Origin of the sequence: Adlercreutzia faecimuris, assembly GCF_022669055.1 — a bacterium.
GTDB lineage: Bacteria > Actinomycetota > Coriobacteriia > Coriobacteriales > Eggerthellaceae > Enterorhabdus > Enterorhabdus faecimuris.
Genome location: NZ_JAJMLW010000001.1, coordinates 65,259 through 90,737, shown reverse-complemented (window position 1 = coordinate 90,737; position 25,479 = coordinate 65,259). Strand labels below are relative to the sequence as shown.

Below are 25,479 nucleotides of genomic sequence, written 5' to 3'. Positions count from 1 at the left end.
GCCCGGCGAGAAGGGGAGAGAACCCATGACGGTACGTATCGGATTGGTCGGCACGGGCACCGTGGGCGGTGGCTGCATCGACATCCTGCAGGCCCACAAGGACGACTTCAAGCGCCACTACGGCATCGACGTGGAGCTGGCGCGCGTGTGCTCGCTCAGCCCGGCCGAGGCCGAGGCCCACGGCGTGGGGCACCTGTTCACCAACGACTTCAACGAGGTCATCAACGACCCGGACATCGACCTGGTGGTGGAGCTGATCGGCGGCACCACCTTCGCGCGCACCGTGGTGCTGGGGGCGCTGGCCGCCGGCAAGAACGTGGTCACCGCCAACAAGGCGCTCATGGCCACCCACGGCGAGGAGGTCATGGACGCCGCGGCGGCCGCCGGCAAGGAGATCGCCTTCGAGGCCAGCGTGGGCGGCGGCATTCCCATCATCGACCCGCTGAAGCACTCGCTCATCGCCAACGAGATCACGTCGGTCATGGGCATCGTCAACGGCACGACCAACTACATGCTCACCCGCATGGCCGACGACGGCATGGACTACGCCGAGGCGCTGGCCGAGGCCCAGGCCGCCGGGTTCGCCGAGGCCGACCCCTCTGCCGACGTGGACGGCTTCGACGCGGCGGCCAAGATCGCCATCCTGGCGTCCATCGCCTTCAACTCGCGCGTGGTCATGGACCAGGTGCACACCGACGGCATCACCGCCATCAGCCCCGTCGACCTGGAGGCCGCCCGTGACATGGGCTACGTCGTGAAGCTGCTGGCCATCGCGCATCGCCGCCCCGAGGGCATCGACGTGCGCGTGCATCCCACCATGATCCCCGACACGCACCAGCTGGCCACCGTGAACGGCGTGATGAACGCCATCTACGTGGTGGGCGACGCCGTGGGCGAGACGATGTTTTTCGGCGCCGGCGCGGGCTCGGGCCCGGCCGCGAGCGCCGTCATGGGCGACGTGCTGGAGGTGGCGCGCCACATCGAGCAGGGCGTGGGCCCCATCGTCGGCTGCACCTGCACCGACAACCTGCCTATCCTGCCGGTGGAGGAGCTGGAGATGAAGTACTACATCCGCTTCAGCGTGTCCGACCGCCCCGGCGTGCTGGCGGCCATGACCGGCGTGTTCGCCCAGCACAACGTCAGCGTGCACTCCGTGGTGCAGCGCGGCAAGGGCACGAACGGCGTGGTGGACGTGGTGTACGTCACCCACACCGCCCGGGAGCGCGCCATCCGCGCCGTCATCGCCGAGATCGCCGCGTTGGACGACGTGCTGCACGCCGACCCGTCGGTCATCCGGGTGGAAGAGTAGCGCGAGGCGCGAGGGAAAGAGCCCGGCGGGCGGCTTGCGGGCCGCCCGCTTTGCGTTATGGGGAAGGCGAGGTTCTCGATGGTGGGAAAGAAGATAGGCGTCATCTACGACTGCGACGGGACGCTGGTGGACTCGATGCGGGTGTGGCGCGAGCTGGAGGACGAGCTGGCGGCGCGCGGCGGGTTCACGCTGACCAAGGCCGACACCGACCACATCACCACGCTCACCATTCCCGAGTGCGGCGACTTCTTCCATGAGAAGTTCGGCTTGGGCGCGTCGGGTGCCGCGGTGAAGGCGATGATCGACGAGTTCATGATGGACTACTACCGCACCCGCGCCGAGGGGCGCCCCGGCGCGCTCGACTTCGTGCGGGCGCTGGCCGAGCGCGGCGTGCCCCAGGCCGTGGCGTCGTCCACGCCCCGGCCGCTTCTGGAGGCGGGGCTGGCGCATGCGGGCTTCGCGCCCTATATGGCGGCCATCGTGTCGGTGGACGACGCGGGCGCGTCCAAGCGCGAGCCGGCGGTGTACGACCTGGCCCGCGAGGCGCTGGGCACCACGCGCGCCCAGACGTGGGGCTTCGAGGACGCCCTGTACGCCGTGCGCACGTTGGCGGCGGCGGGCTATGGCACGGTGGGCGTCTACGACAACGACCTGGCCGGGTCCTACGACGACCTGGCTGCCGAGGCTGACCTGGTCATCCGCGACTTCCGGCAACTGAATCCTGACGATTTCATGGGCCGCGCGGCCGCTCGCCTATAATCGAAGAACTTGCACCCTTTCCCGTTTCCGAGGAGTTGTTCCCCATGACCGAACGCCATCACGCCCCCAAGGCCGAGGAGCGTCTGAGCGAGGAGGCCGCGAAGATCGAGCGCGCCGTGAGCGCGGACGCCCGCAAGGCCGAGGCTGCCGTGGAGCACGACGTGGAGGAGGCGGGGGCCGAGTTCAAGGAGGGGCTGGCCGAGGGCGCCTCGTCCACGCACCATGAGCTGGAGATGGATCGCGCGGACGCCGAGCGCTACGCCCGCCGCAGGGAGGCGTCCCTCCACAAGGCGGCCGAGGCGCTGGCCCACCCCAACGAGCTGCGCGAGGACGTGGCGGCCGCCGTGGTCCGCGAGGCGTCCAAGGTGGAGCGGATCGCCGACGACCTGACCCATCCCTCCCGCGAGCTGGAGGCGGCCAAGCGCGCCGTCGAGCAGAGGCGCGAGGCCATCGAGGAAGCCGGCCAGCGCATCATCAGCGAGACCGAGGGGCCCTCCGACAAGAAGAAGCTGCCGCTGGCCATGAAGGTGCTCGGCGTGCTGTGCCTGATATCCGGCGTGTACAACCTGGCCGGCGTGGTCTGGGGCGTCATCGAGTCGGTGCGCCTGTTCCAGCCCGAGAGCATCGAGAGCCTGGGCATATCCACCCTGGTGGTGCAGATAGTCATGACCGTGGACTACGCGCTGCTGCTGGCGGCGTTCGCCTTCTTCGGGGTGCGTCTGCTGCGCAACCGGCGGCGCCTGGCGGCCCTCACGCTCGACCTCATCTTCATCCTGCTGGTGGTCGGCGTGCTGTGCTCGGTCATGCTCCAGGGCATCGGCTACTACCTCATCGGCTACGGCGTGCTGCTGGTGCTGGCTGTGGCCATGCAGTCCTACCTCGACCCGTCGCTGGCCGAGGAGCGCGAGCTGCGCCGCAAGCTGCGTGACATGGACCTGCGCGACGAGGCCGAGGCCGGCACGCTGGGCCTGGACGAGACGGGCCACGGCTACATCACGCTCAACTTCTTCAACCTGTTCTGGATCTTCGTGGTCTGCTCCATCCTGGGCCTGGGCATCGAGACGGTCTACCACTTCCTGGTAGTCGACCCGGGCCAGTACCAAGATCGCGCGGGGCTGCTGTTCGGGCCGTTCTCGCCCATCTACGGCATCGGCGCGGTGCTGATGACGGTGTTCCTCAACCGGTTCCACAAGAAGAACGTCATCCTCATCTTCTTCGTGAGCGCGGTGATCGGCGGCGCGTTCGAGTACTTCACCAGCGTGTTCATGCAGTACGCGTTTGGCGCTGTGGCCTGGGATTACACGGGAATGTGGCTGTCTATCGGCGGGCGCACCTGCGGCATCTTCATGGTGATGTGGGGCGTGCTGGGCGTCGTGTGGATCAAGCTGCTGCTGCCGGTGATGCTGCGCATCGTGAACCTGATCCCGTGGAACTGGCGCTACGTGGTGACGACGGTATGCGCTACGCTCATGCTGGCCGACGCCATCATGACGCTTCAGTCGCTCGACTGCTGGTACGAGCGCCTGTCAGGCAGCCCGGCCGACACGCCTATCCAGGGCTTCTACGACAAGCACTTCGACAACGCCTACATGGAGCACCGCTTCCAGTCCATGAGCATCCATCCCGACGACGCCGTCCGCGGCGGGAAGTAGGGCGCTAGCGCGCTGCGTCCCCGGGGTAGCTTCCCCCGCTTGTTCGGGGGGGGGTGGATCGCTTCTCGTCTGTCGCCTCGGAGGGGGTTCCTTCCCCCTACTTGTTCCCCTCCCCTGGGGGAGGGGGCAGGGGGGTGGGGGAGCCTGCACGGCGCTAGCTCCAGGGGTCGCGTTCGAAGAGGGGGTTGTCGGCGGGGCGGTCGGAGTAGGGGTCGTAGCCGTCGTCGTCCTCGTTGGCGGGGCGGCGGAAGGGGTCGGGCGCCTTGGCGCCGGCCGCGCCGTCGGTCGCCGCGCCGTCGGCTGGCGCATTCGCCACGCGCTCGGCATCCGTCCCGTCGGCCGCCGCGGCGCGCGCGGCCTTCTCGCGGGCCAGCTGGCTGGGCAGCGGCGTCGTGACCAGCGTCGCGTTGGGGTCGGTGCGCGGGTCGATCGCCATCATCGGCCGCCTTCCGTGGCCGCATCTGTCGCCGCGCCTTCCGTGTCGGCACCTGAGCCTTCGCGGACGGAGAATGTTTCACGTGAAACATTCACGCCCTCGTCGGCGCCCGCTGCCGCGCCTTCCGCTTCCGTATTCCCCGCCTCGTCGGCGCCGATGGCGTCGATGTCGTAGGGGGTCGTCTGGTAGACGTAGTAGTTGAGCCAGTTGGTGTAGAGCAGCTGGGCGTGGGAGCGCCAGCGCGACAGGGGCTTGGCGGCGGGGTCGTCGTCGGGGAAGTAGTGCGCGGGCACGGCCATGTCCAGGCCCTTCGCGATGTCGCGGTCGTACTCGGCGAGGAGGGTCCCACGGTCGTACTCGGGGTGGCCGAAGACGAAGAAGTTGCGGCTGTCGGTGGACTTGGCGATGTAGACGCCGGCCTCGTCGGACACGGCGATCAGCTCGAGCTGCGGGCAGGCCTCGATGTCGGCGGCGCGCACCTCGGTGTAGCGCGAGTGCGGCGCCCAGAAGTCGTCGTCGAATCCGCGCACGAGCGGCGACGTGCGCTTGACCAGCCGATGTTCGAACACCCCGAACATCTTGCGCGGCAGCTCGCGCTTGGGCACGCCGTAGTGGAAGTAGATGCCGGCCTGGGCACCCCAGCAGATGTGCAGCGTGGAGTGCACGTTCGTGGCCGACCACGCCATGATGTCGCACAGCTCGTCCCAGTAGTCCACGTCCTCGAAGTCGAGCAGCTCGACGGGCGCGCCGGTGATGATCATGCCGTCGAAGTGGCGGTCGCGCACCTGGTCGAAGGTGGTGTAGAAGGCCTCGAGGTGCTCGGCGGCCGTGTTCTTGGCGTCGTGGCTGGCGGTCTGGAGCAGCTCGACCTCCACCTGCAGCGGAGTGTTGGAAAGCTTGCGCAGGATCTGCGTCTCGGTGGTGATCTTGGTGGGCATGAGGTTGAGCAGCAGCAGCTTGAGCGGGCGGATGTCCTGGTGCATGGCGCGGAACTCCGTCATGACGAAGATGTTCTCGCTCTCGAGGGCCTGGGTGGCGGGCAGCGAGTCGGGGATGCGGATGGGCATGGCGGCTCCTTCGGTGGTGCGGGTGGTGCGGTGCGTGCGTGTGGCGTGCGGCGCGCAAGTGCGCTGCGGGCCGCGGATGGGTCGCGCGTCGCGTAGGCGCGTTGCGCGGTGGACGCGCGGGCGCGTGCCCGCAGCGGTGCCACCCTACTATATAAGAAGCCCGCACGAGCGGAGGCAGCGGGTTGGCTATCGGCTTATTCGTTTATCGGGTAGCTGGCTATATCGAATGCGAGGGGAGCGTCCCGGGCGCCGCGTCGTACAATAGGCGGCGTTTCATCGGCACGACGAAAGGCAACCCCATGAGCGAGACCATCGGCACCACCTGCGTGCAGGGCGGCTGGCGCCCCGGCGACGGCGACCCGCGCCAGGTGCCCATCTACCAGAACACCACGTGGAAGTACGGCACGAGCGAGGCCATGGGCCGCCTGTTCGACCTGGAGGATTCCGGCTACTTCTACACGCGCCTGGCCAACCCCACGTGCGACGCGGTGGCGGCCAAGATCGCCGAGCTGGAGGGCGGCACCGCGGCCATGCTCACGTCGTCGGGCCAGGCGGCCAACTTCCTGGCCGTGCTCAACCTGGCCGGCGCGGGCGACCACATCGTGTCGTCGGCGTCCATCTACGGCGGCACCTACAACCTGCTGGCGCACACGCTGCGGCGCATGGGCGTGGAGTGCACGTTCGTCGACCCCGACTGCACCGACGAGGACCTGGAGGCGGCCTTCCGCCCCAACACCAAGCTCGTGTTCGGCGAGGCCATCGCCAACCCGGCGCTCACCGTGCTCGACATCGAGCGCTTCGCCGTCGCGGCCCACGCCCACGGGGTGCCGCTGATCGTGGACAACACGTTCCCCACGCCGGTGCTGTGCCGGCCCCTCGAGTGGGGCGCCGACATTGTGACGCACTCCACCACCAAGTACATGGACGGCCATGGCGCCACGGTGGGCGGCGTCATCGTGGACGGCGGCTGCTTCGACTGGCAGGCGCACGCTGACCGGTTCCCCGGCCTCACCGAGCCTGACGAGAGCTACCACGGCGTGGTGTACGCCGAGCGCTTCGGGCAGGGCGGCGCGTTCATCACGAAGGCGACGGCCCAGCTCATGCGCGATCTGGGCTGCTGCCAGAGCCCGCAGAACGCGTTCCTGCTGAACATGGGGCTCGAGAGCCTGCACCTGCGCATGGCGCGCCATGCGGCCAACGGCCTGGCGGTCGCCGAGTTCCTGCGCGACCACCCGCGGGTGGCCTGGGTGCGCCATCCGTCGCTTCCCGGCGACGCGGAATACGGGCGCGCGGCCAAGTACCTGCCCGACGGGAGCTGCGGCGTGGTGAGCTTCGGCGTGGCTGGCGGCCGGGAGGCGGCCGAGGCGGTCATGGCGCGCCTGCGCCTGGCGCAGATCGCCACCCACGTGGCCGACGCGCGCACCTGCGTGCTGCATCCGGCGGCGAGCACGCACCGCCAGATGACTGACGAGGAGCTGGCGGCCGCCGGCATCGGGCCCGACCTGGTGCGCCTGTCCTGCGGCATCGAGGACGCCGCCGACCTCATCGCCGATCTCGACCAGGCCCTGGCGGGGGAGTAGGGGGGGGAGCCCTGCGCGGCGTGACGCGACCCAGCCCGGCGTGGCCCGGCGCAGCGCGACCTGGCGCTCCTCTGCGCGCCGCACCTCGGCACCTCGCGCGCCGCGACCTGGCGTCCTTCCGCGCGCCGCGCCTCGGCACCCTCCCTTCGCCCCGCCCTCGAGCGTCCTCCTAACGCGAGCAGACCGGATGTTTCACGTGAAACATCCGGTCTGCAGCAAATTCGGCGTTTCATATCCATTTCGTTGAGTTTTCCGAGGCTCAAACGGCGAATTCCCGCCTGTTTGGCCTCTCAGAGGCGCTGGAAAAAATGCTGACCTGGGGAAACGCCGGGCAGCACGATAGATCGGGCGTCTCAAGCCTCGGGAAACTCGCCAAAATGGATATGAAACGCCTTTTTCTAGACGAAGATCATGATTAGGCCGAGCGCCAGACCGGCCATGACGGCGAAGGCGGGCACCTTCGAGCGGCAGATGAGGTAGGCCTCGGGCAGGATCTCGCCGAACACGACGTAGAGCATGGCGCCGGACGCGAACCCGAGCGACAGGCACAGCCCGAGGGGCCCGATGTCGCCCAGCCAGAAGCCGAGCCACGCGCCCAGCAGGGTGGGGGCGCCGCAGGCCGCCGTGAGCAGCGTGGCGCGCACGCGCCCCATGCCGCCGCTGATGAGCGGCACGGCCACGGCCATGCCCTCGGGGATGTTGTGCAGGCCGATGAGCACGGCCATGATCATGCCGGTTCCCCACATGAGGTTGTCTGACACGGCGAAGCTGGCGCCGATGGTCATGCCTTCGGGGACGTTGTGCAGCGCGATGGCGCAGGCCATGACGACGCCGGCTACCACCAGCGAGGCGCGCGAGTCGTGGTTGCGCTTGTGCTCGTTGTAGTGGTCGGCGTGGATGAGCTCGTCGATGTCGTCGTGGGTGGCGGGGTGGTCGTCCTGGGCGACGTGGGGCACCTCGTGGTGGGTGCGTCGGTCGATGACGTAGTTGAGCCCGTAGACCACCGCGACGCCCAGCGCGACGGCGGCCACCACGATGAAGACGCCCTCGCTGTGGATGGCCTGGGACGCCTCGACGGCCTCGGCGAGCAGGTCGAAGCACACCATGGCGGTCATCACGCCGCCGGCGAAGGCCAGAAGCAGACTGACCGTGCGGTTGGACTCGCTCTTGAACAGGGCGCCCACCAGGCCGCCGAGGCCGGTGCCGCCCGCTCCGGCGAGCAGGGTGACCAGCGTTACGAACCAGAACGGATCCATCGACTCCATGGGCAGGACCATCTCTCTAGGGCGGCGGCTGGGCGCCGCGCGGGCGGAAGCGAAAAAAGTTACCCATATATAATACTGGTGATTTTCCCCGGAGGCGCCTTCAAGCCCCCGTGCGGCCAAAGCGTAACCCTTGGATAACTTCTCGGGTCTCCGCGCCTCTTCCCGTGCTCTACCTGGGAATTTTCGTCAGCTTTACCTGCTTGTCGTTGACTTTGCCGCGCGCGCGTATATACAATGCAAAAGTTCGCTTTCAAAAGCCCCGTAACAGCAGGAAGGGTTCGGAAGCACGCAAGAGGGAGTCCAGGCCCACACCGCGTGCGCTGGCGTAGGAAACCGGCATCCGGGTTCATCTGCACTTTTGAAAACAAACACCCCTGCGAGGTGGGTTCCGCCCGCGGGCGAGGGCGCGGCTCTGTGGCCACGCGCGACCCCGTGTGACGGACGCTTCAACCGCCAGGCAGGACCTGCAAGCTAATTGGAGGAACGTAAGTGAAGACGTATCATGCAAAGCCCGGCGAGGTCGAGCGCGAGTGGGTGCTGATCGACGCCACTGATCAGGTGCTCGGTCGCGTGGCCACCAAGGCCGCTCAGATCCTCAAGGGCAAGCACAAGCCGCAGTACACCCCCCATGTGGACACCGGCGACTTCGTCGTCATCATCAACGCGGACAAGATCCGCGTGACGGGCACGAAGGCCGCGTCCAAGAGCTACTACCGCCACAGTGGTTTCCCCGGCGGGCTGAAGTCCGAGACCTTCACCGAGGCCATGGCCAAGCATCCGGAGCGCGTGATCGAGCATGCCGTCAAGGGCATGCTGCCGAAGAACACGCTCGGCCGCGCCATGGGCAAGAAGCTCAAGGTCTACGCCGGTGCGGAGCATCCGCACATGGCCCAGCAGCCCCGCAAGATTGAGATGGAGGGTTAATCATGGCAGGTGAAGCTCTGTACTACGGCACCGGCCGTCGCAAGAACGCCGTCGCCCGCGTGCGCCTGGTTCCCGGCACCGGCAAGGTGACCGTCAACGGCCGCGATGGCGAGGAGTACTTCGGTCGTGAGGCTCTGCTCAACTACGCGAAGACGCCGTTCAAGGTGACCGACACCCAGGGTCACTTCGACGTGATCGCCAACATCACCGGTGGCGGCGTGTCCGGCCAGGCCGGCGCCCTGCGCCACGGCATCTCCCGCGCCCTGCTGGAGGCCGGCGACTACCGCGCCGAGCTGAAGAAGGCTGGCTTCCTGACCCGCGACGCCCGTATGGTGGAGCGCAAGAAGTACGGCCTGAAGAAGGCCCGCAAGCGCCCGCAGTTCTCCAAGCGCTAGTCTCGCGACTGCGATACCGCATGGAAGAGGGGCCCGCTCGAAGGAGCGGGCCCCTCTTTTGCGTCAGGCCTCGCGCACGCTGCGCGACTGCTCGCGCGAGGCGTTTCACGCGAAGCACCTGTCCGCCAGAATCAACCGCGCCGAACGTCCTTAGCTGTTAAGCGTTTAACACCTACGGGTGGTTTTGCCTATGACTGAGTTAAAAATCACGTGATTTTTAACTCAGTCAGCAACGTTTCACGGCTTAGCAGTTAAGCGCTTAACACCTAGGCGGCCGTCTTACCGTTCGGCAAGCTCGGCGAGGCGCTCCCGGTTGAGGGCGTAATGCGTCTTGCGTCCGATCTTGAACGACTCGATCAGCCCCAGCTTCCTCAGGGGCTCCAGGCGCTTGTAGAGCGTCTGCCGGGATATCCCAAGCACGCGCGCCATGGCGGCGGTGCCGATGCCCTCGAACGAGAATAGCGTCGCTGTGACGAGGACTTCGGCAACGTCGCGGCTCTCGGGGGGCAGCAGGCGATCGGTCGTTTCCAGGTGCTGCTCGAAAGCGGTGCGCTTCTCGGCGAGGGAGTCACGGAGGTTACGCATGGCCTGGACGATAATCTCGCAGAAGGCGATGACGAAGGGGGTCAGGTCGCCGCGGTTGAGGGTGTGCTCGCAGGTGGTGAACGCCTTGTAGTACTTGTTGATGTCGTTCTTCACGGCGTAGGAGATGCCCAGCCCCACGATAGGCTCGTATTCTTGCGAGATGAGATAGCTGCTGATGAAGCGGTTGGTGCGGCCGTTTCCGTCATAGAAGGGGTGGATGTAGCCGAAGAGGAAGTGAAACAGCGCCACCCTGACGAGCAGGTCGATGCCATCGTCGTTGAGGAGGCCCAGCGCGTTGTTCATCTCGTCGATGATGCGACTCTCGGGCTCGAGGCCATCGTGGATGGGAATGCCTGCCTGGTCGACGACGTGGACGATCTTGGTGCGGAACCAGCGGCCGTCGGGGACGCATTCGGGCGTGGCGGCGCTCACCTCGGCGAGGACGAGGTCGTCGTAGATGGCGCGAATGTCGTCGCAGGTGCTCACCGCGATGTCGGGTCGGCTTTCCAGCAGGGCGTACTTCTGCACGATACCGAGGAAGCGGCCGTGACGGTCGTTCTCACGCAGGCGCTCGAGCACCTCGCCGATCTCACGGCGGGTGGAGCGGACACCCTCGATCTCGTTGGTGAGCACGATCTCGTCGATGAGGCAGCTGTCGCGGTAGCTGTCGAGGGCTCGGCCGGGCAGCGACAGCTCCAGCTTGAGGATTTCCTTGTCAAGCCGGGCTGCCTCGAGGAGGGCGTCGTATAGCTCGGGGGCCATGAAGACGAAGGCGGGGGCCCCGGCGACCGTCGTGCCGAGGTGAAGGGTGCGCGGATCGCTGAGCCGGCTCTCATAGACGGCATCTGCGTTGGATGTGGGGTCGTGAAAGAGTTTACGGAAGTCCTTGTAGGCCATGGCTGAGTGCTCCTGATTGAGTTAAATACTAGTGATATTTTAACTCAGTAGAGAGTTATGAGGGATGACTGAGTTAAAAATCGCGTGATTTTTAACTCAGTCAGGAGTATTTCGCACCTTAGCTGTTAAACGCTTAACACCTAGGCGGCGAGGGTTACGCGGATTCCGATGCCATGATGATGTCGAGGGCTACCTCGAAGCGCCTCCTTCTCTTTAGGGGCTACCAGTCTATCTCCTCGTAGACGAGGCCGCGGGCGGCTAGTTCCTCGAAGAGCTGCTCGGGGGTGAGGGCCTTTATGCTGGAGCGGGTGAAGTCGCGCGTGTTTCGGGTGATGATGTAGTCGGCGCCGATCTTCCGGGCGCACTGGGCCACCAGGCAGTCCTCGAAGTCGCCCCATCGCAGCGCCAGGGCCTCGTGCACGTCCTGCGGGTCGACGCCCACCAGGGCCAGGAAGGAGAGGTCCTCCTCGATCATGCGCTGGGCCTCCTGGCTGCCGTAGTCCTTGCGCAGCAGGTAGTAGATGTCGGTGGCCATATTGGTGGAGATGTAGGTGGCGGCCTCGCCCGTTATCCCCAGAAGGCAGACCCGCCGCGACAGCTCGTAGAAGGGCTCGCGTCGCCCGATGTGGTCGATCACGATGTTGGCATCAAGCATCAAGACCATAGCGCTCCCTCATCCTCTCCTCGCGCAGCTCGTCGTCGGTGAGCGTCAGCGGGCGCTTGGTATGGCAGCGGTCGAACGCGGCAATGCGCCGGGCGACCTCCTCCTTGCCGGGCTTGGGCGCGGCGGGGAAGGGGAGCGCGTCGTTGCGGGAGGCGTAGTCGAAGAGCTGGCGAACCGCCTGGGAGGGCGTGAGGCCCGCCTGGCGCATGACCCGGGAGCCCCGTTCCTTCATCTGCGCGTCGAGCCGCACGGTGAGCACGGATTCCATGGCGCCTCCTTTCGTATTACGTGTATTACATACTAAGGAGTCGCTGCGAAGCAGTCAAGGGAAAGCGCGGTTCGCGTGGCATCGCGCTGTGTTGGCGTGCTTTAGCGGGGTAAAGATGTGCGGAAAGGTCATGATCGGTTTACAGAAAGGAAACAAGGATGGGGCAGCGTTTTTACAGTGAATCCATTTAAATTCCAAAACTCTGCCGAAGTACTACTCTAACGCTAACGCTCCTCATCAGGGATGGTTCTTCCCGCTACCACGAGGAGCCGTTTGCGTTTCCGCTTCACCTTGTTCCACCGTGCTTCAAGCAGGTACTGCCCTCAATCGTTCATAAGGCCGTGGTTTGACCTGGAAACATACCCCCAAGACCAAGGAGGAACGATGTGGCGTAACAAAAACAAGCCGGAATTCGGCACGCTGTCGGATCTCAAGGTGGTGAGCGCCTCGTCCTCGCTCGCGGGTCCCTTCATCGCCACGGTGCTGGCTGAGTACGGCGCCGACGTGATCTGGGTCGAGAACGCGGACGCCCCCGACTTCACCCGCGGCACCCCCAACTGGTAGTGCGAGGGCGAGCGCCGCAACTGCCGCGCGATGGCCGTGCGCATGAAGAGCGACGAGGGCCGCGAGCTCATGCTCAAGCTCATCGAGGACGCCGACATCTTCATCGAGTCGTCCAAGGGCGGCCAGTTCGATCGCCTGGGCTTGTCCGATGACGTGCTGTGGGAGCGCAATCCCAAGCTGGTCATCGGCCACATCTCGGGCTTCGGGCAGACCGGCGTGCCGGAGTACGTCAAGCGCCCCTCCTTCGACGCCATCGGCCAGGCCTTCTCGGGCTACCTGCACGAGAACGAGAACCCCTTCTCGCCGCCCTATGCCGTCGGCCAGTTCGCCAGCGACTACACCACGGCCCTCTACGCGTGCATCGCGCTGCTGGCCGCGTGGCACCAGGCCGAGCGCACGGGCGTCGGCGACTCCATCGACGCCAGCCAGTACGAGTGCATGCTGCGCACGAGCATCTACTCCATCGACTGGTTCACCAACCACAAGACCTTCCCGACGGCGGGCGAGCAGAACATCAACGCCGGCTGGGGCGCCTACCAGTGCAAGGACGGCTACCTGTTCTGCTGCTTCAACGGCGCGGCCGTCATGAAGCGCGGCAACGAGCTTCTGGGCCTGCCCTACGGCACCGACGTGTTCCCCGAGGGCTCCGCGACGTGGAGCATCGAGACGGAGGCCGGCAAGACCTTCCTCGCCGCCCTGGAGGCGTGGCTCGCCGAGCGCACGGTGGAGGAGGCCGAGCAGATCATGCTCGAGCACAACATCCCCGTGTCGCGCATCAACACCTTCGCCGAGGTGGAGGTTGATCCGCACGTCCAGGCCCGCGAGGACATCATCGAATGGGAGTCCGTGAAGGGGACGAAGATCCGCGCCGTAGCGCCCTATCCCAAGTTCAAGAACCACCCGGCGAAGGTGTGGGGGCCCTGCCCCGCCTTCGGCCAGCACAACGAGGAGATCATGGGCGAGCTCGGCTACACCCCCGCCGAGATCGACGAGCTCTACGCCAAGGGCGTCATCAACAACGATCCGGAGCTGATCCACTCCCGCTAGGACACCGTCACAACCGAAGAGGCTCCAAAGCCAAATCCGACCAAGGCTCTCCGCAGAAAGGGGGACCCTATGACCTCGCAACCTAAAACCGCCGAAGCGCCCGCGAAATCGGGCAAGGTCTACTACGGGTGGTACGTTTACATCGCCGTGTGCATCTGCATGTTCCTGGCGTGCGCGTTCACCTTCAACACCGCGAGCATCTACTACGAGTCGGTGGCCACCGCCTTCGGCGTGGGCCGCGCCAACGTCGGCTTCTACATGACGCTCGTCTACGCCACCGCCTGCGTCGCCAACCTGTTCTGGGCCGGCCCGCTGCTGCAGAAGGTGGACCTGCGCATCATCCTGTCCATCGCCTGCGCGCTGGTGGGCGTGGCGCTGCTGCTGATGTCCTACGCCCCATCCATCGAGTGGTTCTACGTGGCCGGCGTGCTCATGGGCATCGGCAACGCGTGGCTCCTGTGGCTGATCGTGCCCGTGGTGGTGGGCCGCTGGTTCAAGAAGCGCATCGGCCTGCTCATCGGCGTGGGCATGGCGTGCACGTCCATATCGGGCACGCTGCTGGCGCCCGTGTTCTCGAGCATCATCCAGTCGGCCGGCTGGCGTACCGCCTACCTGTACCAGGCCATCCTCGTGCTGGTCATCTGCATCCCGCTCGCGCTGATCGTGGTGCGCAGCCGCCCCGAGGACAAGGGCCTCAAGCCGCTGGGCTGGGACGACCCCGAGGTGCAGGCCGCCGAGAAGGCCGCGGCCACCAAGACCGACGGCATCACCCTCAAGCAGGCCCTCAAGAAGCCCTCGACCTTCGTGCTGTGCTGCATCTTCGCCGGCCTGGCCAACATCGGCCTGACCATGAACTACTTCTTCCCGTCCTTCACGACCTCCATCGGCTATGACGCCGCCACCGGCGCGCTCGTGGCCTCGACCATCATGCTGTCCTCGCTGTTCGGCAAGCTCATCCTGGGCTTCCTGAACGACTACTCCATCGTGCTGTCCAACATCGTCGGCATCGTGCCCATGATCGTCGGCCTGGCCTGCATGATGCTCTTCGGCGGCGACAGCGTCATCTGGCTGTACGTGGGCGCCGTCTGCTTCGGCATCTTCTTCGCGGTGCAGCCCACCAACGTGCCGCAGGTGGCCCGCAAGCTGTTCGGCAACGTGTCCTACGACCGCATCTTCGCCTACGTGGCCGTCGTGATGCCGCTGTGCGCGGCCGTCGGATCCACCTTCTGGGGCTGGATCTACGACATCACCGGATCCTACAGCGGCGCCTTCATCATCGACATGGTGATCGGCGTGCTGGCCCTGCTGGCCCTCCTCGTGGCGCTCAAGACCCGTAAGGGGCTGTGGGCCTGGGCCGCTGAGAACCCGGACGTGAAGTAGGGAACCCAGGCGGGCGCGCCGCAGGGCGTGGCGCGCGGCGCACCCGCCGCCCAGCCGCCGCCGGCCGCCCCGCGAGGCGGCGAGGCCGGCGGCGGGCGAGACGAACGGAACGAACGAAACGAACGAAACAGGCAAGACGAAACGAACCGATACGAAACGATACGAACGATGAAGGGAGGAACCATGGCATCCGAGACGTGGGAGGCGCGGTTCGACCGCAAGGTCGCCGAGCTGGAGCCCCTCTGGCAGGCCGCCTACGACGCCGGCGTTCCTCGCCACGACCCCCTGCCCGACGTCACCATGGCCGACTGCATCGCCGCGACGGTGGCGGATCGGCCCGACGCCGTGCACGCGGCCTACCGCGACGAGGCGCTCACCTACCGTCAGACCAACGAGGCGGCGTGCCGCGTGGCGGCCGCGCTGGCCGCGGCCGGCGTCACGCGGGGTGACCGCGTGGTCGTGATGCTGGGCAACGTGCCCGAGCTGATCGAGGCGTACATGGCCTGCTACAAGGCCGGCTACGTGGTGGTGGGCGTGAACCCGCGCTCGACCGTGGACGAGATGGCGGCGAACCTGGCCGACTGCGCCCCGGCGGCCGTGGTGGCCCCTGCCGGGCGGCTGGACGACCTGGCGGCGGCCGCGGAGCGCGCCGGCGCGGCCCCGCGGATCGTGCTGGCGGTGGCCGACGACGCCCCCGAGGCCGCGGAGGCGCCCGCCATCCCCGCCGCGCTGCCGACCGAGCCTCCCGTCCCCGTGGCCTCCTTCGCCCGCGTGGCGGCCGACGGCCCGGCCCCCGAGCCGGCCGACCCGCCCGCCCCTGACGACCCGGCCATGATCATCTACACCGGCGGCACCACGGGCGTGAGCAAGGGCTGCCCCCTCACCAACCGGATGCTGCTGCAGGCCCAGCGCCTGTTCTTCCGCGACCTTGAGCCGCTGCTGGGCGAGGGCCGCGCCATGACGAGCCTGGTCACGAGTCCCATGACTCACGCCTACGGCATGAACTTCGGCGTGAACTGGGGGTTCGTAGCGGGCGGCCCCGTGGTGCTGGCCGAGCACCTGGACGGCCCGTCCCTCGCCGCGTTGGTGGAGCGCCACCGTCCCACGGTATGGGGCGCGGTGCCCACGCTGCTCAACGACTTCTGCTCGGCCGAGGAGCGGGAGAGCCGGGACGTGTCGTCGCTGCGGGCCGTGGTGGTCAGCTGCGCCGCCACGTCCGGCGAGATCATGCGGCGCTTCGAGCGGCTGCATCCCGATGTGGCCGTGGTCGAGGACTACGGCATGACCGAGACCGCCGGCCCGGTCACCCTCACCCCGGTGCTGCGCGGCGCCTCCGCCGGCAGCGTGGGGGTGCCCTGCATCGACACCGACGTGCTGGTGGTCGACCTGGAGACGGGCGAGCGCCCGCTCGGGTTCGGCGAGCACGGCGAGGTCATCTTCCGCGGGCCGCAGGTCATCAAGGAGTACTGGCATGTGCCCGAGGAGACGGCCAAGGCCTTCCGCGGCGACTGGATCTACAGCGGGGACGTGGGCTACTTCGACGAGTCCGGCTGCCTGTTCGTGGTCGACCGCATCAAGGACGTGATCTGCGTCGGCGGGTTCAGCGTGTTCCCGCGCGAGATCGACGAGGTGCTGTTCGCGCACCCGGCGGTGGCCGAGGCGTGCACGGTGGGCGTCCCCGACGAGCGGTCGGTCGAGCGCCCCAAGAGCTTCGTCGTGCTGCACCCGGGCGCGCAGCTGACCGAGCAGGAGGCCATCGCCTACTGCCACGAGCACCTGCTGGCCTACAAATGCCCCAAGTACGTGGAGTTCATCGACCGCATCCCCACCACGCACCTGGGCAAGCCCGACAAGCGGGCGCTGCGGGCCCGCGAGGCGGCCCGCCGCCGCCCCTGAGGCAGCCAGCGGAAACGGGCATCCTCCCGCCACCAGGGGGGAGGGCGCCCGTGGCCGCTCAAGCATAGACCTGGAAAGCAAGACGATCGAAGAACGGAGTGTGCCATGGATTTCAAGATCACCGATGAGCAAGAACTGATGCTCGACAACCTTCGCGAGTTCTGCGCCCGCGAGATCACCGAGGAGCGCATCCAGAAGTGGTACAAGGATCGTCGCGTCGAGCCCGAGGTGTGCAAGGCCTACCTCGACGCCGGCTTCGGCTACCTGTTCCTCCCCGAGGAATACGGCGGCATCCCCAGCGACGCCGTGACCCTGGCGCTGGTGGTGGAGGAGCTCATGCGCTGCACCGGCGCCACGATGTCCTTCATGTCCTACGGCCTGGCCATGTTCGACCTGGCCGAGTTCGGCAGCCCCGAGCAGGTGAAGATGGGCATGGAAGCCTACCAGAAGACCGGCGAGCAGTGCTTCTCGCTGGCGCTTTCCGAGCCCGGCGCCGGATCCGACAACATGTCCATGACGGCCACCGTCCACTGGAACGATGACGGCACCTGCGTCCTCAACGGCACCAAGACCATGGTCAGCCATGCCGAGACGGCCCCGTTCATCATGTTCATCGGCAAGGACGAGGATCCGTCCCACGACAACAAGTCCATGTCGATGTTCCTCATCCCGAAGGACGCCGAGGGCGTCAAGATGGCCCCGCTGCACAAGATCGGCCAGACCATCACCAACTTCGACGAGATCTACTTCGACAACGTCGTGGTGCCCCAGGACATGCTGCTCGGCAAGAAGGGCGAGGGCTTCAAGCAGCTCATGAAGAACTTCGAGCTCGAGCGCATCATGCTGGCCGCCCACAGCCTGGGCCTGGCGCAGGCCGCCCTCGAGGACGCCGCCCGCTACGCCGCCCAGCGCATGACCTTCGGCAAGCCGCTCTACATGCACCAGCTGATCCAGGAGAAGCTGACCGACATGGAGACCACCGTCCAGAACATGCGCAACCTGCTGTACAAGACGGCCTGGGAATTCGACCAGGGCATGTCCGTGCGCCTCGACAGCGCGCTGTGCAAGCGCTACCTGTCTTCGATGTGCACGAAGGTCGCCTCTGACGCCATGCAGATCTTCGGCGGCATCGGCTACACCACCGAGTGCCGCATCGGCCGTATCTGGGAGGACTGCCGCGGCGACTCCTTCGCGGGCGGCACCGAGGAGATCATGGTTCACATCGCCGGTCGCCAGGTGGTCAAGAAGTACGCCGCCGACCTGTTGTAGCCCGTGCCCGAGCGAAGCGAAAAGGAGCAGATCGTGAATATCGCAGTTATGGTGAAGGTGCTCCCGGACGATCAGGACATCGTCGTCACCGCCGACCGCAAGCTCGACGCGTCGAAGGCGAAGCCCGTCGTGAGCACCTATGACCTCAACGCCATCGAGGCGGCCGCGCTGCTGGCCGCCGACACCGGCGCCGCCACCACCGCCATCGTGGCGGGGCCGGCGAGCGTCGATGACTCCAAGACCAAGAAGAACATCCTGTCCCGCGGCATCGACGCGCTGGCCATGGCGGCCGACGACGCGCTGGCCGACATGGACGCACGCCAGACGGCCCAGGCCCTGGCGGCCATGGTGAACCAGGCCGACGGCATCGACCTCGTCATCTGCGGCGACGGGTCGGCCGACCTGTACGCCCAGCAGGTGGACGTCCAGCTGGCCGAGGCGCTCGGCTGGCCGTCGCTCAACGGCGTGACGGCCATCACCGCCGGCGACGGCACGGTGACCGTCGAGCGCGTGCTCGAGAACGAGCGCGAGACGGTGACGCTGCCGCTGCCCGCCGTGCTGTCGGTGAGCCCCGACATCGCCGTGCCGCGCATAGCCGGCATGAAGGACATCCTGGCGGCCGGTAAGAAGCCGGTGACCATGTACGCGGCGGGCGACCTGGGCGAGCTGGCCCCGGCGGCCGTCGAGGTCATCGACGTGAGCGCGCCCGAGCCCGCGGCGCGCAAGAAGGAGCTGTTCGACGCCGCCCAGGACGGCGAGCTGGACGCGTTCGTGGCCGCCCTCAAGGGCGCGCTGTAGAAGGGAGGCACAAGATGAAGGCACTCGTTTTCGCCGAATCCGAGCCCGCGGCCCGCGAGCTGTCCGCCGGGGCCCGCACGCTCGCCGACGAGGTCACCCTCGTCACGTTCGATGATCCCGTGGCCGGCGTGGCCGACCGCGTGGTGACCGTCACCGTCCCCGAGGGGCATCCCAAGGAGGACGCGCTGGAGACGTTCTACCAGGTGTACCAGGACGTGCAGCCCGACATCGTGCTGGTGGAGCCCACCCGCCGCCTGAAGACCATCGCCGGGCGCATCGCCGCTCGCGAGGGCGCCAGCGTCATCACCGACGCGATGGCCCTGGCCGACGGCGTGGCCACGAGCATGTACTTCGGCGGCGTGGGCGTCCGCACCGCCAAGGCCGCCACGCCCGTCACCTTCGTGACCGTGGCCCCCGGCACCTTCGCCGACGCCGAGCCCAGCGGCACCGACGCCGCCGAGGCCGTCGCGTTCGTCGAGCCGGCCGTCCCGCTGACCCTGGTGGCCCGCGAGGACCTGCCGCCGGCCGAGGTCGACCTGACGGCGGCCGAGCGCGTGGTGGCCGCCGGCCGCGGCTTCGCCGCCGAGGAGCAGCTGGGCCTGGCCCGCGACTTCTGCCAGAAGATCGGCGCCGAGCTGGGTTGCACGCGTCCGCTGACCGAGAGCGAGACCTGGTTCCCGCGCGAGGCCTACATCGGCGTGTCCGGCCTCATCCTCAACCCCGAGGTGTACGTCGGCATCGGCGTGTCGGGCCAGATGCAGCACATGGTGGGCGTCGACCGCGCCAAGGTGAGCTTCGCCATCAACAAGGACAAGAACGCGCCTATCTTCCAGCAGGTGGACTACGGCCTGGCGGGCGACATCGCCGACGTGCTCCCCAAGATCAACGCGGAGCTCTAGGACGGGAGTGTGAGCGCTATGGCTGACTTTGACGTTATCGTGGTAGGAGCGGGGTGCGCCGGATCGGTGGCCGCCTACCAGCTGGCGAAGGCGGGGAAGAGCGTGCTCATGATCGAGCGCGGCAACTACGCCGGAGCCAAGAACATGACCGGCGGGCGCATCTACTCCCATTCGCTGAAGAAGGTCTTCCCCGACTTCGAGGAGGAGGCGCCGCTGGAGCGCCGGGTCACCCATGAGCGCATCTCGCTCATCGACCCGGAGGCCAACTTCACCATCGACTTCACCTCCGACAAGATGCACACGCCGGGGGAGGATTCCTGGACGGTGCTGCGCGGCCCCTTCGACCAGTGGCTCGCCCAGCAGGCCGAGGACGCGGGCGCCGAGTGCATCTACGGCATCCCCGTGGACGACCTGGTGACGGAGGACGGCGCCGTGAAGGGCGTGGTGGCCGGCGAGGACACGCTGACCGCCGACATCGTCATCCTGGCGGACGGCGTGAACTCGCTGCTCACCGCCAAGGCCGTCGGCGCCCCCACGCCGCAGCCGCACCAGATGGCTGTGGGCCTGAAGGAGCTCATCGAGCTGCCGGCCGAGGTCATCGAGGACCGGCTGCTGCTGGCCCCCGGCGAGGGCGCGGCATGGTTGTTCGCCGGCGACGCCACCCACGGGCACGTGGGCGGAGCGTTCATGTACACCAACAAGGACTCCATCTCGCTGGGCCTGGTGGCCACGCTGTCCGACCTGGTGACGGCCGACACGCCGGTCTACCAGATGTTCGAGGACTTCAAGCAGCACCCGGCCGTCGCCCCGCCCGTCAAGGGCGGCAAGGTGGTGGAGTACTCGGGCCACATGGTGCCCGAGGGCGGCTACGCCATGGTGCCCAAGCTGGTGACCGACGGCTGCCTGGTGACGGGCGACGCCGGCATGCTCTGCATCAACCTGGGCTACTGCGTCCGCGGCATGGACTTCGCGGTGACCTCGGGCGACTTCGCCGCCCAGGCCGCCATCGAGGCCCTGGACGCCGGCGACGTGAGCGCCGCCAAGCTCGCCCGCTACACCCAGCTGCTCGACGGGTCCTACGTGATGAAGGACCTGCGGCAGTTCCAGAAGTTCCCGCATTTCATGGAGAGCACCAAGCGCATCTTCAACGAGTACCCGGCCATGGTCCGCGACATGATGAACAACCTGTTCATCGTCGACGGCGAGCCGTGCGTGCCCCTGAGGCGCAAGCTCATGGACCCGGTGAAGACGGTCGGGATCATGAACGTGCTCAAGGACGCTAAGGGAGGGGTGACGGCGCTATGATCAAGGACATCACCGTCAACGTCGACGCGAAGCTGTCCCTCAACCGCTACGACGTCGACGAGGAGGCGGCCCACATCGAGCTGAAGGAGCCCGACGCCGCCCCCGACTTCGACCGGGAGTTCGACAAGCTCGTGCTGGCCTGCCCGGCGGGCCTGTACAAGCGCGATGCCGATGGCCGCACGTCCTTCGACTACGCGGGGTGCCTGGAATGCGGCACCTGCCGGATCCTGTGCGGCACGACCATCCTAGACCACTGGAACTACCCGGGGCCCACCAAGGGCGTCGAGTACCGCTGGGGCTAGAACCCCAGCTCCGGGGCGCCGCCGGCCCAGGCCCGGCGCCCCGGGATTCCGGCCCGCGTCCGCGCCCGCGCACCCCGGCGGGTGCGCGGGCGCGGGGTGCGGGGCTGGCCGACTGGCTGAGACGAGGGGATTTCCATGAGTGGTGAAGCAACGAAGGCCGCCGCTCCGGGCGGCGAGTACGAGTACGCGTTCGAGGCGGTGCCCGATTCCGAGCGCACGAGCGGGCTCAGCCTGTTCATGGTGCTGGCGGGATACCCCATCGCGGTGTCCAACTTCGTGACGGGCGCGGCCATCGGGTTCCGCATGACGTTTATCGACGCGGTCATCGCCATGCTGACGGCCGACGCCTTTCTCATCTTCATCGCGGTGTCCACGGGGCTCATCGCCTTCAAGACGGGGCTTTCCACGTCGTTTCTGTCGCGCATCGCCTTCGGGCGGCGCGGGTCGACCATCTTCTCGCTTCTGCTGGTGCTGTCGTCGGCCGTGTGGGTGGGCATCAACGGCGACACCTTCGCGTCGATGGTGGCGGTGAACTTCCCCTGGTGGCCGCTGCCGACGGCTGCCACGTCCGCGGCCATCATCCTCCTGTGGTCGATATCGGCCATGCGCGGCTACCGCGGGCTCGAGATCGTGTCGTGGATCGGCGTGCCCATCGCCACGGCCATGGCGGTCATCTGCTTCGTCATGGTGGGCATGAGCAACAACGGCTACGGCGCCGTGCTGGCCTACGCGCCCGACCCGGCCAACACCATGTCGTTCACCGAGGCGTCGGCGTCCATCGTGGGCAGCTGGGTGTTCGGCTGCCTCATCACGCCCGACGCGGCGCGCTTCGCCCGCAGCCGCAAGGGCGTCGTCGGCGCCGGCACGTCGGCGTCCTTCCTGGGGCTGTTCTGCCTCCAGTTCGTGGGCTGCGTGGTGGCCCAGATCGCCGTCGACCCCGACTTCTCGGCCGCCACGGCGGCGCTGGGGCTCGGCGGGGTGGTGCTGGTGTGCACCTTCGTGTGCCTGTGCACCACCCAGGACAACAACATCTACGGCGCGGGCCTGGCCATGCAGAACATCCTGGCCGAGACGCCGCTGGCCGGCAAGGTGCGGCACTGCTGGATCGCGCTGTCCATCACCGTGGCGGCGGCCATCTTCGCGGCCTGCGGGGCGCTCAGCTTCCTCTTGCCCGTCATCCAGTTCCTGTCGGTGCTGCTGGCGCCGGTGCCGGCGCTCATCATCGCCGAGTACTGCTTCGTCAAGAACTCGAAGGCGGGCATCGGCTTCAACCCGGTGGCCCTGGTGTGCTGGCTCGCCGGCGGCGCGGTGGGGCAGCTGTGCCTGATGGCCAACTTCTTCGTGTCGCCCGTGGTGGCGTTCGCGTTCACGCTGGTGCTCTACACGGTGCTGAGCAAGGCCTTCGACAAGCGCGTGCTGGCGGGGCGCTAGGCGTGCGGGCGAGGGCGCTGGGGGCGCCGGCCTGCGCCTAGAGGGCGGCCTGATCGCATGAAAGGGGCCCGCTCGGGTGAGCGGGCCCCTTCGCGTCGGCGCGTCGGATGGCGCTCGCCGCGCCGCTACTTCCCCGTCAGCTTGACGGCCTTGGTGGGGCAGTGCTCCTTGCAGTCGAGGCAGCCGGTGCAGTCCTCCAGGTCGCGCGGGGTGGCGGTGGCGTCGCAGATGTCCTCGGGGCAGACGGTGGCGCAGGTGCGGCAGCCCTCGGCGTAGAGGCACGTCGCGGCGTCGGCGCGCGGCTTGGGCGCGAACGGCAGGCGCACGTGCAGCTTGGCGGCCAGCCCGAAGAAGAACCCGAGGGGACAGATGGCCGCGCACCAACGGCGCAGCAGGAACACCTCGGCCAGCAGCATGGCCGGGAAGACGATGAGCTCCCAGCCCGGCTGCCAGGTGATGAGCAGGCGGCTCGCCGCGAAGAGCGTCCCGAAGGCCAGCCCGATGGGACAGAACAGGCAGAACACGGGGAAGTGCACCACCAGCGACACCGCCAGCAGCACGGCCAGCACGATGCCCTGGGCCGCCAGGCTGCTGCGGGTGCGCGCGGCGTTGGGGTCGCCGGCGGCGCTGCCGGCGCCGGTCGCGCAGCCGGCGCACGTGCCGGTGCGGCCCGTCAGGCCGCGCGGCGTGCGTCCGCCGAACAGGTTCCGGGTCAGCGACGTGGGGCACACCCACGAGCAGAACACGCGGCCGAGCAGGGCCACCACGGCCAGCAGCGCCAGCACGCCGGGCAAGAGCGCCCACGGCACCGAGCCGCTGGCGACCGCGATCTCGGCGAATCCCACCGGGCACAGCGCGCAGAGCGTCCCTGCCGGCACGTGGGCGAAGGTGCAGGCCAGCACCGCCGCCAGCACGGCCAGGGCCACGCCGATGCGAAGGTAGCGCATTTTATTCACGGCTGCCTCCCTTCTCCCGCGAGCCTGCGGCGCCCGCGCCCGCTGTCGTGCCCGTGCCCGCGTCGGTGCGGCGCGTCCGGCACAGCTCCTCGAGCTCGGCCGAGGTCAGCGCGCCCGGCACGGCCGCCGCCGCGCTCTGGCGGCTCACCACGTAGATCCCCTTCTCGGCCGTGGACGCGTCGTAGGCGCGCAGCGAGGGCGCCGGGCACACCATCTCGCACAGCCCGCAGCCGTCGCAGAGGACCTCGTCCACGTGCGGTCGGCCCCGGTCGTCCAGCGTGATGGCGCCCTCGACGGGGCAGCGGTCGGCGCACACCGTGCAGCCGCCCCAGTCCCAGGCCACGCACGCGTCGCTCACCACCTTCGCCACGCCGATGTTGGCGGCGCTGGGCGCATCCCAGCTGAGCGCGCCGGTCGGGCACGCCTCGACGCACTTCATGCAGAAGTCGCAGTAGCCGTCCTTATAGATGAGCTCGGGCGTCCCCACCGCGGGGAAGTCCCAGGTCAGCGGCCGCGGCTGCACCAGGTCGTAGGGGCACGCCTGCACGCAGCGCTGGCAGCGGTCGCAGCGCGCCAGCAGGTGTGCCTCGTCCTCGGCCCCGGGAGGCCGCAGGTAGGCCGCCTGTGCCGTGTCGCGCGCGAAGGCCCCCAGGCCCCCGGCGCCCACCAGCACCGCGCCCGCGGCCCCGGCCATCACGAACTGGCGCCGGCTCATCCCGGCCGGCCGCCTGCCGCTTCTCGTCGCGTCGTCGGCGCGCGTGGCGCCGTCGGCCGCCGATGCGCCCAAGGGCGCCGCCGCGCCGCTGCCGGCAGTCGCCTGCCCGCTGCTCTTCTCCTTCATCCCCTGCATGGCCTTCCCCCTCGGGTTCCTCTTGCTCTCACGTTCCCTCGTCTGCGCGGCGGCACCACCCGGGTGCGGTCGCGCAGACGTGCTCGGCGCCGCCTGGGAGGGGAGGGGCGGCGCCGAGCAGCGGTCGCGTCAGTCCAGCATGTCCTCCAGCAGCGCCACGTCCTCGCGCACGAAGGCGTCGGTGAAGCGCGCGAGCGACGGGTAGAAGCCCGCGGCCCCGTCGGACGACGCCGCGGCGTCCAGGTCGGCGCAGAAGCGGTCGACCCAGTTCAGCAGGTGCGCCTGGGCGAACGCGAGTGATTGGCGCACGGTCTCGTCCGCCGCCTCGTCGCCCGCGGCGTCGCCGGCCTCCAGGAAGGTGCGCGCGCGGTCGGCCAGCGTGGCCATGAAGGCCAGCTCGACGGCCACGTGGTCCTCGGGCTCGGTGAAGGACGCGTCCTTGGCCAGGTGCTGCTCGCGGTAGGCGCGCGCCACCTGGGCGTAGGCGTCCTGCATCATGATGCCGCGGTCGCTCGTGTACACCGACTCGTAGGGGAAGGCATGGCGCGCCGTCAGCGGGCCCATGCCGAAGAACACGCGGTCGAAGGTGACGGCCAGCAGCTCGAGGGCCGCCTCGTCGGCGTCGGCCACCGCGGCGCGCAGGGCGTCCAGGTGGGCGGTCAGGGCCGCGTCGTCGCTGGCGAAGGCGAAGTCGCCGGCCAGCTCGCGGGCCAGCGCGGCGTCCACCTCGCCGCGGAAGCAGCGGGACAGCAGGCGGTAGACGTTGGCGCGGCTGGCCATCAGGTCGGCCAGCGCCGCGCGGGTCTGCGGGTCGAGCGGCTCGGCGGCGGCCATGCCGTCGGTCGCGGCGGCCGCGTTCGGTGCGTTGTCGGACATGAGAGGCTCCTTTCGCCTGGTGCTTCGGCCCGCCTCGGCTGCCTGCTGCAGCAAGAAGGCCGTTTCGTATCCATTTCGTCGAGTTTTCCGAGGCTCAAGGGGCGT

23 protein-coding genes and 1 pseudogene are annotated in these 25,479 nt (G+C 68.1%); 15 read left to right on the top strand and 9 right to left on the bottom strand.

Annotated features, from left to right (window positions below; genetic code table 11):
• The first annotated feature begins 25 nt into the window (after window positions 1-25).
• The 3 genes from LPT13_RS00365 to LPT13_RS00355 all read left to right on the top strand — a co-directional run bounded on the left by LPT13_RS00365 (window position 26) and on the right by LPT13_RS00355 (window position 3,720).
• Window positions 26-1,309, top strand: coding sequence for a homoserine dehydrogenase (locus LPT13_RS00365; protein WP_242162411.1), 1,284 nt, complete (start codon window positions 26-28; stop codon window positions 1,307-1,309).
• A 78-nt stretch (window positions 1,310-1,387) separates the two neighbouring features.
• Window positions 1,388-2,068, top strand: a complete 681-nt coding sequence (locus tag LPT13_RS00360) for an HAD family hydrolase (protein ID WP_242162409.1) — start codon at window positions 1,388-1,390, stop codon at window positions 2,066-2,068.
• Between the two features lie 44 nt (window positions 2,069-2,112).
• On the top strand, window positions 2,113-3,720 hold the full coding sequence (locus LPT13_RS00355) for a putative ABC transporter permease (protein WP_347263632.1): 1,608 nt from the start codon (window positions 2,113-2,115) through the stop codon (window positions 3,718-3,720).
• Window positions 3,721-3,874: 154 nt separating this feature from the next.
• Here LPT13_RS00355 and LPT13_RS00350 read toward each other — a convergent pair whose 3' ends face one another.
• Window positions 3,875-4,159 (bottom strand): hypothetical protein, encoded by a 285-nt coding sequence (locus LPT13_RS00350; RefSeq protein ID WP_242162408.1) that lies wholly within the window; start codon window positions 4,157-4,159, stop codon window positions 3,875-3,877.
• A complete protein-coding gene (gene metA, locus LPT13_RS00345) occupies window positions 4,156-5,223 on the bottom strand; it encodes a homoserine O-acetyltransferase MetA (protein ID WP_347263630.1) in 1,068 nt (355 codons plus the stop codon). The genes LPT13_RS00350 and metA overlap by 4 nt, the downstream gene beginning before the upstream one ends.
• Window positions 5,224-5,522: 299 nt before the next feature.
• On the opposite strand from metA, the gene LPT13_RS00340 reads away from it, so the two are divergent.
• Window positions 5,523-6,803, top strand: a complete 1,281-nt coding sequence (locus LPT13_RS00340; protein ID WP_242162406.1) for an O-acetylhomoserine aminocarboxypropyltransferase/cysteine synthase family protein — start codon at window positions 5,523-5,525, stop codon at window positions 6,801-6,803.
• Between the two features lie 398 nt (window positions 6,804-7,201).
• Here the strand turns inward: LPT13_RS00340 and LPT13_RS00335 are convergent, their stop codons facing one another.
• Window positions 7,202-8,068 (bottom strand): ZIP family metal transporter, encoded by an 867-nt coding sequence (locus LPT13_RS00335; protein ID WP_242162404.1) that lies wholly within the window; start codon window positions 8,066-8,068, stop codon window positions 7,202-7,204.
• Window positions 8,069-8,557: 489 nt separating this feature from the next.
• Between LPT13_RS00335 and rplM the strand changes: the two genes are divergently transcribed.
• Window positions 8,558-8,992, top strand: a complete 435-nt coding sequence (gene rplM / locus LPT13_RS00330) for a 50S ribosomal protein L13 (protein WP_242162402.1) — start codon at window positions 8,558-8,560, stop codon at window positions 8,990-8,992.
• A gap of 2 nt (window positions 8,993-8,994) precedes the next feature.
• Window positions 8,995-9,387, top strand: coding sequence for a 30S ribosomal protein S9 (rpsI, locus tag LPT13_RS00325; RefSeq protein WP_242162400.1), 393 nt, complete (start codon window positions 8,995-8,997; stop codon window positions 9,385-9,387).
• Window positions 9,388-9,666: 279 nt separating this feature from the next.
• On the opposite strand, the gene LPT13_RS00320 is transcribed toward rpsI, so the two are convergent.
• The 3 genes from LPT13_RS00320 to LPT13_RS00310 form a co-directional block, all read right to left on the bottom strand.
• On the bottom strand, window positions 9,667-10,869 hold the full coding sequence (locus LPT13_RS00320) for a Fic family protein (RefSeq protein WP_242162398.1): 1,203 nt from the start codon (window positions 10,867-10,869) through the stop codon (window positions 9,667-9,669).
• 220 nt (window positions 10,870-11,089) lie between these two features.
• On the bottom strand, window positions 11,090-11,533 hold the full coding sequence (locus tag LPT13_RS00315) for a type II toxin-antitoxin system VapC family toxin (protein ID WP_242162396.1): 444 nt from the start codon (window positions 11,531-11,533) through the stop codon (window positions 11,090-11,092).
• Window positions 11,517-11,801 carry a type II toxin-antitoxin system RelB/DinJ family antitoxin gene (locus LPT13_RS00310; protein ID WP_242162394.1) on the bottom strand — a complete coding sequence of 95 codons (285 nt, stop codon included), beginning with the start codon at window positions 11,799-11,801 and terminating at the stop codon, window positions 11,517-11,519. The genes LPT13_RS00315 and LPT13_RS00310 overlap by 17 nt, the downstream gene beginning before the upstream one ends.
• 243 nt (window positions 11,802-12,044) lie before the next feature.
• Between LPT13_RS00310 and LPT13_RS00305 the strand changes: the two are divergent.
• The 9 genes and pseudogenes from LPT13_RS00305 to LPT13_RS00265 all read left to right on the top strand — a co-directional run bounded on the left by LPT13_RS00305 (window position 12,045) and on the right by LPT13_RS00265 (window position 22,692).
• Window positions 12,045-13,412, top strand: a pseudogene (locus tag LPT13_RS00305) (CoA transferase).
• Window positions 13,413-13,481: 69 nt separating this feature from the next.
• Complete coding sequence (locus LPT13_RS00300; protein WP_242162392.1) at window positions 13,482-14,792, top strand: MFS transporter; 1,311 nt, start codon at window positions 13,482-13,484, stop codon at window positions 14,790-14,792.
• A 183-nt stretch (window positions 14,793-14,975) separates the two neighbouring features.
• Entirely contained in the window at window positions 14,976-16,688 is a 1,713-nt protein-coding gene (locus tag LPT13_RS00295; protein ID WP_242162389.1) for a class I adenylate-forming enzyme family protein, read from the top strand.
• Between the two features lie 105 nt (window positions 16,689-16,793).
• Window positions 16,794-17,957 (top strand): acyl-CoA dehydrogenase family protein, encoded by a 1,164-nt coding sequence (locus tag LPT13_RS00290; RefSeq protein ID WP_242162387.1) that lies wholly within the window; start codon window positions 16,794-16,796, stop codon window positions 17,955-17,957.
• Between the two features lie 33 nt (window positions 17,958-17,990).
• Window positions 17,991-18,755 carry a putative electron transfer flavoprotein FixA gene (gene fixA, locus LPT13_RS00285; protein ID WP_242162385.1) on the top strand — a complete coding sequence of 255 codons (765 nt, stop codon included), beginning with the start codon at window positions 17,991-17,993 and terminating at the stop codon, window positions 18,753-18,755.
• A gap of 14 nt (window positions 18,756-18,769) precedes the next feature.
• Window positions 18,770-19,654: an electron transfer flavoprotein subunit alpha/FixB family protein gene (locus LPT13_RS00280; RefSeq protein WP_242162383.1), complete on the top strand. Its 885-nt coding sequence runs from the start codon at window positions 18,770-18,772 to the stop codon at window positions 19,652-19,654.
• 18 nt (window positions 19,655-19,672) lie between these two features.
• Window positions 19,673-20,959, top strand: a complete 1,287-nt coding sequence (locus tag LPT13_RS00275; RefSeq protein WP_242162381.1) for an FAD-dependent oxidoreductase — start codon at window positions 19,673-19,675, stop codon at window positions 20,957-20,959.
• Window positions 20,956-21,261, top strand: a complete 306-nt coding sequence (locus LPT13_RS00270; protein ID WP_242162379.1) for a ferredoxin family protein — start codon at window positions 20,956-20,958, stop codon at window positions 21,259-21,261. Before LPT13_RS00275 ends, LPT13_RS00270 begins: the two co-directional genes overlap by 4 nt.
• Before the next feature lie 135 nt (window positions 21,262-21,396).
• Complete coding sequence (locus tag LPT13_RS00265) at window positions 21,397-22,692, top strand: purine-cytosine permease family protein (protein ID WP_242162377.1); 1,296 nt, start codon at window positions 21,397-21,399, stop codon at window positions 22,690-22,692.
• 125 nt (window positions 22,693-22,817) lie between these two features.
• On the opposite strand, the gene LPT13_RS00260 is transcribed toward LPT13_RS00265, so the two are convergent.
• The 3 genes from LPT13_RS00260 to LPT13_RS00250 form a co-directional block, all read right to left on the bottom strand.
• Window positions 22,818-23,639 (bottom strand): 4Fe-4S binding protein, encoded by an 822-nt coding sequence (locus LPT13_RS00260; RefSeq protein WP_242164223.1) that lies wholly within the window; start codon window positions 23,637-23,639, stop codon window positions 22,818-22,820.
• Window position 23,640: 1 nt separating this feature from the next.
• On the bottom strand, window positions 23,641-24,498 hold the full coding sequence (locus LPT13_RS00255) for a 4Fe-4S dicluster domain-containing protein (protein WP_242162375.1): 858 nt from the start codon (window positions 24,496-24,498) through the stop codon (window positions 23,641-23,643).
• Between the two features lie 129 nt (window positions 24,499-24,627).
• Window positions 24,628-25,374 (bottom strand): TorD/DmsD family molecular chaperone, encoded by a 747-nt coding sequence (locus LPT13_RS00250; RefSeq protein WP_242162373.1) that lies wholly within the window; start codon window positions 25,372-25,374, stop codon window positions 24,628-24,630.
• Between the last annotated feature and the right edge of the window lie 105 nt (window positions 25,375-25,479).

Excerpts from the sequence above, each read along its gene's own strand:
- LPT13_RS00265 (WP_242162377.1), top strand. The coding sequence starts at position 21,397 with ATGAGTGGTGAAGCAACGAAGGCCGCCGCTCCGGGCGGCGAGTACGAG.
- LPT13_RS00340 (WP_242162406.1), top strand. The coding sequence starts at position 5,523 with ATGAGCGAGACCATCGGCACCACCTGCGTGCAGGGCGGCTGGCGCCCC.
- metA (WP_347263630.1), bottom strand. The coding sequence starts at position 5,223 with ATGCCCATCCGCATCCCCGACTCGCTGCCCGCCACCCAGGCCCTCGAG.
- LPT13_RS00300 (WP_242162392.1), top strand. The coding sequence starts at position 13,482 with ATGACCTCGCAACCTAAAACCGCCGAAGCGCCCGCGAAATCGGGCAAG.
- LPT13_RS00250 (WP_242162373.1), bottom strand. The coding sequence starts at position 25,374 with ATGTCCGACAACGCACCGAACGCGGCCGCCGCGACCGACGGCATGGCC.
- LPT13_RS00280 (WP_242162383.1), top strand. The coding sequence starts at position 18,770 with ATGAAGGCACTCGTTTTCGCCGAATCCGAGCCCGCGGCCCGCGAGCTG.
- LPT13_RS00290 (WP_242162387.1), top strand. The coding sequence starts at position 16,794 with ATGGATTTCAAGATCACCGATGAGCAAGAACTGATGCTCGACAACCTT.
- LPT13_RS00365 (WP_242162411.1), top strand. The coding sequence starts at position 26 with ATGACGGTACGTATCGGATTGGTCGGCACGGGCACCGTGGGCGGTGGC.
- LPT13_RS00315 (WP_242162396.1), bottom strand. The coding sequence starts at position 11,533 with ATGGTCTTGATGCTTGATGCCAACATCGTGATCGACCACATCGGGCGA.
- LPT13_RS00320 (WP_242162398.1), bottom strand. The coding sequence starts at position 10,869 with ATGGCCTACAAGGACTTCCGTAAACTCTTTCACGACCCCACATCCAAC.
- LPT13_RS00310 (WP_242162394.1), bottom strand. The coding sequence starts at position 11,801 with ATGGAATCCGTGCTCACCGTGCGGCTCGACGCGCAGATGAAGGAACGG.
- LPT13_RS00355 (WP_347263632.1), top strand. The coding sequence starts at position 2,113 with ATGACCGAACGCCATCACGCCCCCAAGGCCGAGGAGCGTCTGAGCGAG.
- LPT13_RS00335 (WP_242162404.1), bottom strand. The coding sequence starts at position 8,068 with ATGGAGTCGATGGATCCGTTCTGGTTCGTAACGCTGGTCACCCTGCTC.
- rpsI (WP_242162400.1), top strand. The coding sequence starts at position 8,995 with ATGGCAGGTGAAGCTCTGTACTACGGCACCGGCCGTCGCAAGAACGCC.
- LPT13_RS00270 (WP_242162379.1), top strand. The coding sequence starts at position 20,956 with ATGATCAAGGACATCACCGTCAACGTCGACGCGAAGCTGTCCCTCAAC.
- LPT13_RS00255 (WP_242162375.1), bottom strand. The coding sequence starts at position 24,498 with ATGCAGGGGATGAAGGAGAAGAGCAGCGGGCAGGCGACTGCCGGCAGC.
- LPT13_RS00360 (WP_242162409.1), top strand. The coding sequence starts at position 1,388 with ATGGTGGGAAAGAAGATAGGCGTCATCTACGACTGCGACGGGACGCTG.
- LPT13_RS00350 (WP_242162408.1), bottom strand. The coding sequence starts at position 4,159 with ATGATGGCGATCGACCCGCGCACCGACCCCAACGCGACGCTGGTCACG.
- LPT13_RS00295 (WP_242162389.1), top strand. The coding sequence starts at position 14,976 with ATGGCATCCGAGACGTGGGAGGCGCGGTTCGACCGCAAGGTCGCCGAG.
- LPT13_RS00275 (WP_242162381.1), top strand. The coding sequence starts at position 19,673 with ATGGCTGACTTTGACGTTATCGTGGTAGGAGCGGGGTGCGCCGGATCG.
- LPT13_RS00260 (WP_242164223.1), bottom strand. The coding sequence starts at position 23,639 with ATGCGCTACCTTCGCATCGGCGTGGCCCTGGCCGTGCTGGCGGCGGTG.